This is a genomic window from Pseudomonas imrae (genome assembly GCF_046352735.2).
GTDB lineage: Bacteria > Pseudomonadota > Gammaproteobacteria > Pseudomonadales > Pseudomonadaceae > Aquipseudomonas > Aquipseudomonas imrae.
This window is the reverse complement of record NZ_CP110853.2, coordinates 3,753,746-3,767,126: the sequence shown is the minus strand read 5'-3', so window position 1 is coordinate 3,767,126 and position 13,381 is coordinate 3,753,746. Positions and strand designations below refer to the sequence as shown.

Below are 13,381 nucleotides of genomic sequence, written 5' to 3'. Positions count from 1 at the left end.
GCCATGGCCGAGAGCGAAAGTGGTCAGGACAAGACAGAAGACCCCACGGAGAAACGCAAGAAAGACTCCAGGGAAAAAGGCGAGATTGCCCGTTCCAAAGAGCTCAATACCCTGGCCGTGATGCTCGCCGGTGCCGGTGGGTTGCTGATCTACGGTGGTGGCCTGGCGCATGACTTGATGGAATTGATGAAGCACAACTTCTCCCTGCCTCGGGAAGTCTTGCTGGATCCGCGCGCCATGGGTGTGTACCTGCTGCATTCGGGAAAGATCGCGATCCTGGCTTCCCAGCCGGTGTTGATCACCTTGCTCCTGGCCGCGCTGATCGGACCGATTTCCCTCGGCGGGTGGTTGTTCGCCGCCGGCAGCATGGCGCCCAAGTTCAGTCGGATGAACCCGGCGGCCGGGATCAAGCGGATGTTTTCGGCCAAAGCCCTGGTGGAGTTGCTCAAGGCCCTGGCGAAGTTTTTCATCATCTTGTTTGTCGCCTTGGTGGTACTGCGTTCCGATATCGACGATTTATTGCGCATAGCCCACGAACCGCTGGAACTGGCGATCATCCACAGTGTGCAACTGGTGGGTTGGAGCGCGCTGTGGATGGCCTGCGGGTTGATCCTGATTGCGGCGGTGGATGCACCGATCCAGTTGTGGGAAAGCCATAAAAAATTGTTGATGACCAAGCAGGAAGTGCGCGACGAGCACAAGGACCAGGAAGGGCGGCCCGAGGTCAAGCAGCGGATTCGCCAGCTACAACGCGAGATGTCCCAGCGCAAGATGATGGCGTCGGTCCCGGATGCCGATGTGGTCATCACCAACCCGACCCACTACGCCGTAGCGCTCAAGTACGACCCGGAAAAGGGCGGGGCGCCGATGCTGCTGGCCAAGGGCAGCGATTTTACCGCGCTGAAAATCCGCGAAATTGCCCAGGCCAATGACATTCTGCTGCTGGAGTCGCCCGCGTTGGCGCGCTCGATTTTCTATTCCACCGATCTTGATCATGAAATCCCGGCCGGCCTGTACCTGGCGGTGGCACAGGTGCTGGCCTACGTCTATCAGATTCGCCAGTACCGTGCGGGCAAGGGCAAGCGCCCGGATCCTTTGAAAGACCTGCCTATCCCGCCAGATTTGCGCCGCGATTCTTGATCTTTGCCCAATACGCCCGCTCAATCTGTTAATACGTTATTTTTAGATAACTAAGTATATTGGATATAACTGCTCTGCATGTGTTAAGCGCTAGTCGGCTTGCGCATCGTATTCCCGAATGTGTATTTTTTGATTTTTTAGTTGTTAAAACATTGCCTGCGGATTTGTCAGGTTTTATTGCTTTGGCGCAATGTTTTGAAGTGTGTGTGGCGGGAACTTGTGGGACTTTTTCTCCACTTACTCAGGGCAAGCCTATGGGGGATTTCATTTTCAGGAAGTGCCCGACTATTAATTGCCTAGGGGATATGAAGTAATGTCAAATGTCACTCCGCATGCACCTGCAGCTTATAACTACTTTGAACGCAGGTGTGACGAGCAGCTAGAAACAAAAAACCGGTCAGGGAATAGTTCGAGGGGCGAGTCTAATTCAACTGGTATGGCGCGCGCCGGCGATGCGTGGCGCCAGCCATATTCATTGTTTGACAGAGATCGTCCAGAGCGCGATGGGCAGATCGGTAACTTGATAGATGTCCAGCGGCAAAACAATCGATTGAACCAGTCACTCGTCACTGTTTTGGGCCAGCTCAGTACTGTATTGACCTCGATGCTCAAAAATTTCAAGCCCGACAACGCCAATTCCGTAGTGACCGACAAAACCAAAGTTGACGCTGAGAAGAGCGAGTTTGGCAAACTTTTGTCGAATGCCCTAAATACGATTACACCGACGGAGAATAAACTGTTCCAACGGCTCGAAGGTCAAATGAACAGGAGGCGTGATGGACGTAATCCACTTACTCAGGAGGAGCGCGTCGCTGTGGAAAAATTTGAAGTGATTGAGCGTGAGTTGAAAAAGAGACTGGACAAGAATCATCACGAAATTATACGGGACGTGCTACCCTATGATACTACTGACCTGGAAGCAATATTAACCCGTGGCGGTGGCGGTACTCGCCGTGAAGGTGAAGTAGTCCATAAAATGTATGAAGGAACGCCGATGACGCTGGAGGAACAGATGATTGCTTTGAAACTGCACCTCCTGGGTTTCTGATAGACGTTACGGTTGAAAGATGACTGTAGAGTAGCTGCTGCTTTATAAGAGGTTAAATGAAGGGGCGTATTTGTTTGTTAAATAAAACGCCCCTTTTTCACAGCCCTGAAAAAGTGTCACCTATCGCCGCTTGTCGAAAATATCGCACTACCTGTCAATATTCACAGTAGCCAGCGTCATTTCCTTACGGTTTGATAACGCCGAAACTTTTCCAGACCGGCAGGTAGTCGGAGGTACGGTGAATGGAGACGGGCAAGGTAAAATGGTTCAGCGCACAAGTCGGTTGCGGATTCATCACCGCGGATAACGGCGGGACCGTTCTGTTTGTTCAGCGCAAGTCTATCCAGACCGGCGCGGCGCTGAAAAAGCATCAGAAAGTCGTGTTTCAAGCCACCGAAGGTCCATCGGGCCTGCAAGCCGACAAGGTGCGTCCGCTCTAAACGTTGATTGCCTATGAAAACCGCACACCGATAACTCTTGAGCAAAAGTTGGAAGGCTTCTTGCAGTAGCGCTTTCAAGTCGCCGCCTGGCGTCAAAAGTTTTGCTTCAAGGCAACGAGGAATATCGGTGGACCGCTCTCAAATGCTCAACAATGCCCGTGGCACCGTGGCCGACCTTTCGCGAGGGAACCTGGGTGTGCCGTTGTTGTTGCTGGTCATGCTGGCAATGATGATGTTGCCGATGCCGCCGTTTCTGCTGGACGTGTTTTTTACCTTCAATATTGCCTTGTCCATTGTTGTGCTGCTGGTGTGTGTCTACGCCCTGCGGCCTTTGGATTTTGCGGTGTTCCCGACTATTTTGCTGGTTGCCACGCTGTTGCGTCTGGCCCTTAACGTGGCCTCCACGCGGGTGGTGATGCTGCATGGCCAGGACGGTCACGACGCCGCTGGCAAGGTGATCCAGGCCTTCGGCGAAGTGGTGATCGGCGGGAACTACGTGGTCGGTATCGTGGTGTTCGCGATCCTGATGATCATCAACTTTGTGGTGGTGACCAAGGGCGCCGGGCGGATTTCCGAGGTGAGCGCGCGGTTCACCCTCGATGCCATGCCCGGCAAGCAAATGGCGATTGATGCCGACCTGAACGCGGGCCTGATCGACCAGAACCAGGCCAAGGCGCGCCGCTCGGAGGTGGCCCAGGAGGCGGAGTTCTACGGTTCCATGGACGGTGCCAGCAAGTTCGTGCGGGGCGATGCCATCGCCGGCTTGCTGATTTTGTTCATCAATCTGATCGGTGGGATAGCGGTGGGTATTTTCCAGCACGGCATGACCTTCGGCGATGCCGGCAAGGTTTACGCCTTGCTGACCATCGGTGACGGTTTGGTGGCGCAGTTGCCGTCACTGCTGCTGTCTACCGCTGCAGCGATCATGGTGACCCGTGCATCCGGCTCCGAGGACATGGGCAAGCAGATCAACCGCCAGATGTTTTCCTCGCCCAAGGCTCTGGCTGTAGCCGCTGGCATCATGGCAATCATGGGGATCGTGCCAGGTATGCCGCACGTGTCGTTCCTGTCCATGGCTGCCATGGCCGCAGGTGGGGCGTATCTGTTCTGGAAAAAACAGAACGCGGTCAAGGTCAAGGCCTTGCAAGAAGTGGAGCGCCAGCAAGAGCTGCTGCCGTCGCCGGCCCGCGCGCAAGAAACCAAGGAGCTTGGGTGGGACGACGTCACGCCTATCGACATGATTGGCCTGGAAGTGGGTTACCGGCTGATTCCCCTTGTAGACCGTAACCAGGGCGGCCAGCTGCTGGCGCGGATCAAGGGCGTGCGCAAGAAACTGTCCCAGGACCTGGGTTTCCTGATGCCGACTGTCCATATTCGAGACAACCTCGATCTGGCTCCCAGCGCCTACCGCCTGACCTTGATGGGCGTGACCCTGGCCGAAGCCGAGATCTACCCGGACCGCGAACTGGCGATCAACCCCGGCCAAGTGTTCGGCAACCTCAGCGGCATTACCGCCAAAGATCCGGCTTTTGGCCTGGACGCGGTATGGATCGAAGTCAGCCAGCGCAGTCAGGCGCAGTCCCTGGGTTACACCGTGGTGGACGCCAGCACCGTGGTCGCGACACACCTCAACCAGATTCTTTACAAGCACTCACACGAGCTGATTGGCCACGAAGAAGTCCAGCAACTCATGCAATTGCTGGCCAAGGCCTCGCCAAAACTGGCCGAAGAGTTGGTGCCGGGCGTGCTGTCGCTGTCGCAGTTGCTCAAAGTCCTGCAAGCGCTGTTGGCCGAGCAGGTACCGGTAAGAGACATTCGAAGCATTGCCGAGGCTATCGCCAATAACGCCGCCAAGAGTCAAGATACTGCCGCTCTGGTGGCTGCGGTGCGCGTCGGGTTGTCTCGCGCCATCGTCCAAAGCATTGTAGGGCTTGACTCCGAGCTGCCTGTGATCACCCTGGAGCCCAGGTTGGAACAAATATTGCTCAACAGTATCCAGAAGGCAGGGCAGGGCCAGGAAGAGGGGGTCCTGCTGGAGCCGAGCATGGCAGAAAAGCTGCAGCGTTCGTTGATTGACGCCGCACAGCGCCAGGAAATGCAGGGCCAACCAGTGATCTTGCTGGTGGCAGGCCCGGTCCGGGCGATGTTGTCGCGGTTCGGGCGCCTGGCAGTACCGAATTTGCACGTTTTGGCTTATCAGGAAATCCCTGACAATAAGCAAGTGACTATCGTCGCGACAGTAGGGCCCAACGGCTGAGGTAGTGGGTTATGCAAGTGAAGCGTTTTTTCGCCGCCGATATGCGTCAGGCCATGAAGCTGGTTCGTGATGAGCTGGGCGCCGATGCTGCGATTATCGGTAACCGGCGTATTGCCGGCGGTGTCGAGCTGACGGCTGCCCTGGATTACACACCTTCGGCGCTGGCGCCGCGCGTGCCGAACATGGAACTGGAAGACGAGCTACGCAAGACGGCGTCGCGGATTGTCTCGGCCCAGGCTGAATTGAGCATGCGTGGCGACAGCGACTCGAGCACCAATCGCCAGCTGTTCGCCGGTTTGCCGTTGACCGCCGCCGAGCCGCTGGTAGAGCCGACTTTTGTCGAACCGCCGCGTCCTGCGGCGCCAGCACCGGCAGCCGCGGTCGACCAACGGGTCTTCGACTCGATGCGCTTTGAGCTCAACGGCCTGCGCGAACTGCTGGAAGTCCAGCTGGGTTCCCTGGCCTGGAATCAGTTGCAGGGCAGCAAGCCGCAACAGGCCAATCTCTGGCGTCGCCTGCAACGCATCGGCCTGTCCGGCCCGTTGTCCCGCGACCTGCTGGAGCTGACCGCCACAATCGAAGAACCTCGCCAAGCCTGGCGCATGCTCCTGGCGCACCTGGCACGCATGATCGCCACCCCGCAGATCGAGCCCCTGGAAGAGGGCGGGGTCATTGCCATGGTCGGCCCTGCCGGCATGGGCAAGACCACCACCCTGGCCAAGCTGGCGGCGCGTTATGTGCTCAAGTACGGCGCGAACAACATCGCGCTGGTGAGTATGGACAGCTACCGGATTGGCGCCCAGGAGCAACTCAAGACCCTGGGGCGTATCCTCAATGTGCCCGTGACCCATGTCGATCCAGGCCAGTCGCTGGCCAACGCCCTCGATCCGCTGCTGCGCAAGCGCGTGGTACTGATCGACACGGCTGGCCTGCAGGCCAGCGATCCGGCCTTGCGCATGCAGTTGGAAAGCCTGGCCGGGCGCGGGATCAAATCAAGAAATTACCTGGTACTTGCAACTACCAGCCAGAAACAGGTTCTGAGCGCTGCCTACCATAGCTACAAGCGTTGTGGGCTGGCGGGTTGTATTCTGACAAAACTCGATGAGACGGCAAGCCTGGGCGAAGTGTTGAGCCTGGCCATCAGTCATGAATTGCCGGTTGCCTACCTGACCGACGGGCCGCGGATCCCGGATGATTTGCATCTGCCGCGCCGACATCAGCTGGTCAGCCGGGCCGTCAGCGTGCAAATGCAGGAAGAACCCAGTGAGGAAGCGATGGCCGACATGTTCGCAGACCTCTACCACAGCCCGGCCCGACGGGTCGGCTGAGGGCTAAATGAATACAGTGAAGTGTACCTACATTGATGGTCAGCAAGCTTTGCGCGCGACCACCCTATGTAGCCTGCGTCTAAGCAAGACAAGGTGAAAGAAAGCACATGGGCAGCATGCATCCCGTACAGGTGATCGCGGTGACCGGCGGCAAAGGTGGCGTCGGGAAAACTAACGTGTCAGTGAATTTGTCCCTGGCCCTGGCAGAGCTTGGCCGACGTGTCATGCTGATGGATGCCGACCTGGGACTGGCGAACGTTGACGTTCTGCTGGGACTGACGCCCAAACATACTCTGGCTGATGTCATTGAGGGCCGCTGTGAGCTGCGCGACGTGCTGTTGCAGGGGCCGGGCGGGATTCGCATCGTTCCGGCGGCGTCGGGTACCCAGAGCATGGTCCATCTGAGTCCGGCGCAGCACGCAGGCCTGATCCAGGCCTTCAGTGATATCGGCGACAACCTCGACGTGCTGGTGATCGACACCGCCGCTGGGATCGGTGAATCGGTAGTCAGCTTCGTGCGCGCAGCCCAGGAAGTATTGCTGGTGGTGTGCGACGAGCCTACCTCGATCACCGACGCCTATGCGCTGATCAAATTGCTTAACCGCGACTACGGCATGAATCGTTTCCGGGTGTTGGCGAACATGGCCCAGAGCCCGCAGGAAGGGCGCAACCTGTTCGCCAAGTTGACCAAGGTCACTGATCGCTTCCTCGATGTCGCCTTACAATATGTCGGTGCAGTGCCCTACGACGAGTGTGTACGCAAGGCTGTGCAAAAGCAGCGTGCGGTCTACGAAGCGTTCCCTCGTTCCAAATGCGCGTTGGCGTTCAAGGCCATTGCCCAGAAGGTCGATACCTGGCCGCTGCCCGCCAATCCCCGTGGGCATCTGGAATTTTTCGTCGAGCGATTGGTGCATCAGACGAGTGCAGGACCGGTGCTATGACAGCCAGCGGCTACAACCTTTACAAGAAGTCGGCACGTGACAGTCAAGGCGAGTTGATCGAGCGCTATGCGCCTCTGGTCAAGCGCATTGCCTATCACTTGCTGGCGCGCTTGCCCGCCAGCGTCCAGGTCGAAGACCTGATCCAGGCGGGCATGATCGGCCTGCTCGAAGTGTCGACCAAGTACGACGCGAGCAAAGGCGCGAGTTTCGAGACGTACGCGGGAATTCGTATCCGCGGGGCGATGCTCGATGAAGTGCGTAAAGGTGATTGGGCGCCGCGTTCGGTACACCGCAATACCCGGATGGTCAGTGATGCCATTCGCTCAATTGAAGCAAAAACCGGTCGCGACGCTAAAGATCATGAAGTTGCGGCCGAACTCCAATTGAGTCTCGATGATTACTACGGGATTTTGAACGATACCTTGGGCAGCCGCTTGTTCAGTTTCGACGACCTGTTGCAGGACGGCGAACACGAAGGGTTGCACGAGGACGGCGCGAGTGCCCATCTCGAACCGTCGCGCGATCTGGAGGACGAACGTTTCCAGAGTGCGTTGGCGGACGCGATTGCCAATCTGCCAGAGCGTGAGCGGCTGGTGTTGGCGCTGTACTACGACGAAGAGCTGAACCTCAAGGAAATCGGTGAGGTCCTGGGTGTCAGCGAGTCGCGGGTCAGCCAGTTGCACAGCCAATGCGCGGCCCGTTTGCGCGGGCGTTTGGGAGAATGGCGCGCGCGCTGACAGGCAGTGTGGGGACACTGTGAACGACACCGTCCGGGCGCTAGGCCTGGACGGGGTTGGCCTGTGGTGCGACCCCCTGCAGTCCTTTTTGTGGAATACCTGTTGAATGAAATGGCGCGCCCAGGTGCTGGACGCGTTTAAGACTGCTTGGAGGTCGAATTGGACAAGAACATGAAAATCCTCATCGTTGATGACTTCTCAACGATGCGGCGGATCATAAAAAACCTGTTGCGTGACCTTGGGTTCACTAACACGGTCGAGGCGGATGACGGTACGACGGCGATTCCGATCCTCAACAGCGGCAGCATCGACTTTCTGGTAACCGACTGGAACATGCCGGGCATGACCGGCATCGATTTGCTGCGCCATGTGCGCGCTGATGAAAAGCTGCGCAGCCTGCCGGTGTTGATGGTGACCGCCGAAGCCAAGCGTGAACAGATCATCGAAGCCGCCCAGGCCGGGGTCAACGGTTACGTGGTCAAGCCATTCACTGCAGTGGCCTTGAAAGAGAAGATCGAGAAGATCTTTGAACGCATCAACGGTTGATGCCGCCACGGGGGAGCTATGGAGCATAAAGAAATCTCGCAGGGCGATTTTGAATCGACCCTGAAAAAACACGCTCACCAGTTGGTCGACAGCCTGGAAAAAGGCCAGTTCGGCGACGCGGTGCAGTTGATCCATGAGCTCAATCAGACCCGCGACCGCGGCCTGTACCAGGAAGTGGGCAAGCTCACGCGTGAGTTGCACAGTGCGATCGTCAATTTCCAGATCGACCCGCGCATGCCCCAGGCCGAAGAAATCTCGCAGATCACCGACGCCACCGAGCGCCTGTCCTATGTGGTCCGGCTGACTGAAGCTGCGGCCAACCGCACCATGGACCTGGTGGAAAACGCCACGCCTTTGGTCAACGGCATGGCCGCCGAGGCCAAGCTGCTGAGCGCGGACTGGGGCCGCTTCATGCGCCGGGAAGTGGGGGCCGAGGAGTTTCGTGAACTGGCTCGCCGGGTCGACGGTTTTCTGTCGCGCAGCGAGCAGGAAAACCGCACGGTTTCCAGCAACCTCAACGATATTCTACTTGCCCAGGATTACCAGGACCTCACCGGCCAGGTGATCAAGCGGGTGACCCAGTTGGTCACCGAAGTGGAGAGCAACCTGCTCAAGTTGGTGCTGATGGCCGGCCAGGTCGATCGTTTTGCCGGCATCGAACATGACCGCGCAGCGATCCTCTCGGAAAAAGATCCACAAAAACATCTCGCCAAGGGTGAAGGTCCGCAGATTCATGCCGATAAACGTGAAGACGTTATGTCAGGTCAGGATGACGTAGATGACTTGTTATCCAGTTTAGGCTTCTAAGGAGCACACCATGAGCTTCGGCGCCGATGAAGAAATCCTTCAGGATTTCCTTGTAGAGGCCGGCGAAATTCTAGAGCAACTGTCCGAACAACTGGTCGAGCTGGAAAGCCGGCCAGATGATGCGAACCTGCTCAATGCAATTTTTCGCGGTTTTCACACTGTAAAAGGGGGCGCCGGCTTCCTCCAGCTGCATGAGTTGGTGGAGTGCTGTCACATTGCCGAGAACGTGTTCGACATCCTGCGCAAGGGTGAACGGCACGTCGACTCTGAATTGATGGACGTGATCCTGGAAGCGCTGGACGCGGTCAACGGCATGTTCACCGAGGTGCGTGAACGCGCACCCGTCACCGCCGCGACCCCGGAACTGTTGGCTGCCCTGGCGCGTCTGGCGGAGCCTGCCGATGTCAGCGCAACCGCGGTGGTCGAAACAGCGCCCGAGCCGGTCGCCGAACCTGAGGCGGATGTCACTGACAGCGAGTTCGAGCAACTGCTGAACTCCCTCAACGCAGTCAAGGCCGAGGCCCAAGCGCCCAAGGCGGCCGCGCCGGCGATGGTGCCCACGACCGAAGACATTACCGACGCCGAGTTCGAGTCGTTGCTCGACCAACTGCACGGTAAAGGCCAGTTTGCTCCTGAAGCCGTGACTGCTGCGCCTGCGCCAGTCGAACCTGCTGCCCCCGTCAGCACTGACATCACCGACGACGAATTCGAAGCGTTGCTGGATCAGTTGCATGGCAAAGGCTCGTTTGCCGTCGACGCTTTGCCGGCGGTCGCTGCCGCTGTTGTTGCACCTGCTGCGCCGACGCCCGCCGTGGCATCGGCTGCTGACGGCCTGATCACCGACCACGAATTCGAGTCGTTGCTGGACGAGTTGCACGGCAAGGGCAAGTTTTCCGAAGTGCCCCCGGTCACGGCCACCTCGGCCGCTGTCGCCACGCCGCCACCGGTTGCCGCCAAGGCTGCGGCACCCGCCCGGCCGGCGCCTGCTCCTGCACGCACTCCGGCTCCGGTAACGGACAAAGCTCCCGCCAGCGAAGCCGAAACCACCGTGCGCGTTGATACCGCGCGGCTGGACGACATCATGAATATGGTCGGTGAGCTGGTGCTGGTGCGTAATCGTCTGGTGCGCCTGGGTCTTAACAGCGGCGATGAAGCCATGCAAAAGGCGGTGTCGAACCTCGACGTGGTGACCGCCGACCTGCAAACCGCCGTGATGAAAACGCGAATGCAGCCGATCAAGAAGGTCTTCGGCCGCTTCCCGCGCCTGGTTCGCGACCTCGCCCGGCAGTTGAAGAAAGAAATCAATCTGGAACTGGTAGGCGAAGAAACCGATCTCGACAAGAACCTTGTCGAGGCCCTGGCCGATCCGTTGGTCCACTTGGTGCGCAACGCTGTCGACCACGGCGTGGAAACCCCGCAAGAACGCGAAGCCGCAGGCAAGAGCCGTGGTGGCAAGGTGATCCTGGCGGCCGAGCAGGAAGGCGACCATATCCTGCTGTCCATCACCGATGACGGCAAAGGTATGGACCCCAATATTCTGCGCGGTATAGCGGTCAAGCGTGGCGTGATGGACAAGGACGCCGCCGAGCGCCTTAGCGACACCGAATGCTACAACCTGATCTTTGCGCCGGGCTTCTCGACCAAGACCGAGATTTCCGATGTTTCGGGCCGTGGCGTTGGCATGGACGTGGTGAAAACCAAGATCAGCCAGCTCAATGGCTCGATCAATATTTATTCGACCAAGGGCCAGGGTTCGAAGATCGTCATCAAGGTGCCGTTGACCCTGGCGATCATGCCGACCCTGATGGTGATGCTGGGCAACCAGGCGTTTGCCTTCCCACTGGTCAACGTCAACGAGATTTTCCACCTCGACCTGTCGCGTACCAATGTGGTGGACGGCCAGGAAGTGGTGATTGTGCGCGACAAGGCGTTGCCACTGTTCTACCTCAAGCGCTGGCTGGTGGCTTCGGCCAAGCATGAAGAGCAGCTTGAAGGCCATGTGGTGATCCTTTCCGTGGGTACCCAGCGTATCGGCTTCGTGGTCGATCAACTGGTGGGCCAGGAAGAAGTGGTGATCAAGCCTTTGGGCAAGATGCTGCAGGGCACGCCAGGCATGTCGGGCGCGACCATTACCGGCGATGGCCGGATCGCGCTGATTCTCGATGTGCCGAGCATGCTCAAGCGTTACGCCGCACGGCGTATTTGATTCTGGTGGGGCAGGGCGACAGTCCCTTGCCCGGCCTAACGGAGTGGTTATGGTAGTCAAGGTTCTGGTGGTGGACGATTCGGGTTTCTTCCGCCGCCGCGTCTCGGAAATTCTTTCAGCCGATGCCAATATCCAGGTGGTCGGTACGGCTACCAACGGCAAAGAGGCGATCGATCAGGCCCTGGCGTTGAAGCCGGACGTGATTACCATGGACTACGAGATGCCGATGATGGATGGCATCACCGCCGTTCGGCACATCATGCAACGCTGCCCGACCCCGGTGTTGATGTTCTCGTCGCTGACGCACGAAGGCGCCCGAGTGACCCTCGATGCGCTGGACGCGGGCGCCGTGGACTTCCTGCCGAAGAATTTCGAAGACATCTCGCGCAACCCGGAGAAGGTCAAGCAGATGCTCTGCGAGAAGGTGCATAGCATCTCGCGCAGTAATCGCGGCAGCTTCAGGGCGCCGGCGCCAGCACAGGTGGCAGCACCTGCGCCGGTCAGCAGTTTCGCTCGCCCGATTCCTGCATCGACACCTGTATCGGAGCCGGCTGCCCGCTCCGCCGTAGCTCCGGTGCGTGCATCGGCCACCAGTAGCAACTCGCCCGCGCCCAAGCGCAAGGCTTACAAGTTGGTGGCCATCGGTACGTCCACCGGTGGCCCGGTGGCCTTGCAGCGGGTGTTGACGCAACTGCCGGCCAACTTCCCGGCGCCGATCGTGTTGGTCCAGCACATGCCTGCTGCGTTCACCAAGGCATTTGCCGAGCGCCTGGACAAGCTGTGCCGCATCAGCGTCAAGGAGGCCGAGGACGGTGACATCCTGCGCCCGGGCCTGGCGTTGTTGGCCCCCGGCGGCAAGCAAATGATGGTCGATGGACGCGGTGCGGTGAGAATCCTCCCGGGTGACGAGCGCCTTAATTACAAGCCTTGTGTCGATATCACCTTCGGCTCTGCAGCCAAGTCTTACGGCGACAAAGTTCTGGCGGTGGTGCTCACCGGTATGGGCGCCGACGGCCGTGAAGGCGCACGCCTGCTCAAGCAGGGCGGTAGCGCGATCTGGGCGCAGGACGAGGCGAGTTGCGTGATCTATGGCATGCCCATGGCCATCGTCAAGGCCGACCTGGCCGATGCGGTCTACAGCCTGGATGACATTGGCAGGCACTTGGTGGAGGCCTGTCTCTGATGGATGTGTTGAGCCTGATCGGCATCATCATGGCGTTCGTCGCGATTATCGGGGGCAACTACCTCGAAGGCGGGCATCTTGGTGCCCTCGCCAACGGTCCGGCAGCGTTGATCGTGATTGGCGGGACGGTGGGAGCTGCGTTGCTGCAGTCGCCCTTGAGTTCGTTCAAGCGCGCCATGCAGATTCTGATCTGGATTATTTTCCCGCCTCGTGTGGATTTGGCAGGCGGCATCGACCGGGTGGTCAACTGGAGTCTCACGGCACGCAAGGAGGGCTTGCTTGGTCTGGAAGGCGTGGCCGATGCCGAGCCCGACAGCTACGCGCGCAAAGGCCTGCAGTTGCTGGTCGACGGCGCCGAGCCGGAAGCCATTCGCAGCATTCTGGAGGTGGATTTCTACACCCAGGAAAGCCGCGACATCAATGCCGCCAAGGTCTTTGAAAGCATGGGCGGCTATGCGCCGACCATCGGCATCATCGGCGCGGTCATGGGGTTGATCCATGTGATGGGCAACCTGGCCGACCCTTCGCAATTGGGCAGTGGTATTGCCGTAGCGTTTGTCGCCACGATCTACGGCGTGGCCAGTGCCAACCTGTTGCTGCTCCCGGTCGCCAGCAAGCTCAAATCCATTGCCCTGCGCCAGTCCCGTTATCGTGAAATGCTGCTGGAGGGCATTCTGTCGATTGCCGAGGGCGAGAACCCGCGCTCCATCGAATTGAAGCTCCAGGGCTTTATGGATTGATGGGGGGT

Annotated in this window: 12 protein-coding genes; all 12 read left to right on the top strand. The window is 58.8% G+C overall.

Annotated features, from left to right (window positions below; genetic code table 11):
• Positions 1-3: 3 nt before the first annotated feature.
• The 12 genes from flhB to OQ460_RS16950 all read left to right on the top strand — a co-directional run bounded on the left by flhB (position 4) and on the right by OQ460_RS16950 (position 13,373).
• On the top strand, positions 4-1,140 hold the full coding sequence (gene flhB / locus OQ460_RS17005) for a flagellar biosynthesis protein FlhB (RefSeq protein WP_410018562.1): 1,137 nt from the start codon (positions 4-6) through the stop codon (positions 1,138-1,140).
• A 313-nt stretch (positions 1,141-1,453) separates the two neighbouring features.
• Positions 1,454-2,188 (top strand): hypothetical protein, encoded by a 735-nt coding sequence (locus tag OQ460_RS17000; RefSeq protein ID WP_410018561.1) that lies wholly within the window; start codon positions 1,454-1,456, stop codon positions 2,186-2,188.
• A gap of 242 nt (positions 2,189-2,430) precedes the next feature.
• On the top strand, positions 2,431-2,628 hold the full coding sequence (locus OQ460_RS16995; RefSeq protein WP_410018560.1) for a cold-shock protein: 198 nt from the start codon (positions 2,431-2,433) through the stop codon (positions 2,626-2,628).
• A gap of 142 nt (positions 2,629-2,770) precedes the next feature.
• Positions 2,771-4,885 (top strand): flagellar biosynthesis protein FlhA, encoded by a 2,115-nt coding sequence (gene flhA, locus OQ460_RS16990; protein ID WP_410022038.1) that lies wholly within the window; start codon positions 2,771-2,773, stop codon positions 4,883-4,885.
• An 11-nt stretch (positions 4,886-4,896) separates the two neighbouring features.
• The gene (gene flhF / locus OQ460_RS16985; protein ID WP_410018559.1) at positions 4,897-6,213 is read left to right on the top strand and encodes a flagellar biosynthesis protein FlhF; all 1,317 of its coding nucleotides are present in this window, start codon (positions 4,897-4,899) and stop codon (positions 6,211-6,213) included.
• A gap of 107 nt (positions 6,214-6,320) precedes the next feature.
• Complete coding sequence (gene fleN, locus OQ460_RS16980) at positions 6,321-7,154, top strand: flagellar synthesis regulator FleN (protein ID WP_410018558.1); 834 nt, start codon at positions 6,321-6,323, stop codon at positions 7,152-7,154.
• Positions 7,151-7,891: an RNA polymerase sigma factor FliA gene (fliA, locus tag OQ460_RS16975; RefSeq protein ID WP_410018557.1), complete on the top strand. Its 741-nt coding sequence runs from the start codon at positions 7,151-7,153 to the stop codon at positions 7,889-7,891. Before fleN ends, fliA begins: the two co-directional genes overlap by 4 nt.
• 171 nt (positions 7,892-8,062) lie before the next feature.
• Positions 8,063-8,437, top strand: coding sequence for a chemotaxis response regulator CheY (locus OQ460_RS16970; RefSeq protein ID WP_410018556.1), 375 nt, complete (start codon positions 8,063-8,065; stop codon positions 8,435-8,437).
• An 18-nt stretch (positions 8,438-8,455) separates the two neighbouring features.
• Positions 8,456-9,244 carry a protein phosphatase CheZ gene (locus OQ460_RS16965; RefSeq protein WP_410018555.1) on the top strand — a complete coding sequence of 263 codons (789 nt, stop codon included), beginning with the start codon at positions 8,456-8,458 and terminating at the stop codon, positions 9,242-9,244.
• 10 nt (positions 9,245-9,254) lie between these two features.
• On the top strand, positions 9,255-11,450 hold the full coding sequence (locus tag OQ460_RS16960; RefSeq protein WP_410018554.1) for a chemotaxis protein CheA: 2,196 nt from the start codon (positions 9,255-9,257) through the stop codon (positions 11,448-11,450).
• A 49-nt stretch (positions 11,451-11,499) separates the two neighbouring features.
• Positions 11,500-12,633: a protein-glutamate methylesterase/protein-glutamine glutaminase gene (locus tag OQ460_RS16955; protein ID WP_410018553.1), complete on the top strand. Its 1,134-nt coding sequence runs from the start codon at positions 11,500-11,502 to the stop codon at positions 12,631-12,633.
• Positions 12,633-13,373 (top strand): flagellar motor protein, encoded by a 741-nt coding sequence (locus OQ460_RS16950; protein WP_410018552.1) that lies wholly within the window; start codon positions 12,633-12,635, stop codon positions 13,371-13,373. Before OQ460_RS16955 ends, OQ460_RS16950 begins: the two co-directional genes overlap by 1 nt.
• Positions 13,374-13,381 lie beyond the last annotated feature (8 nt).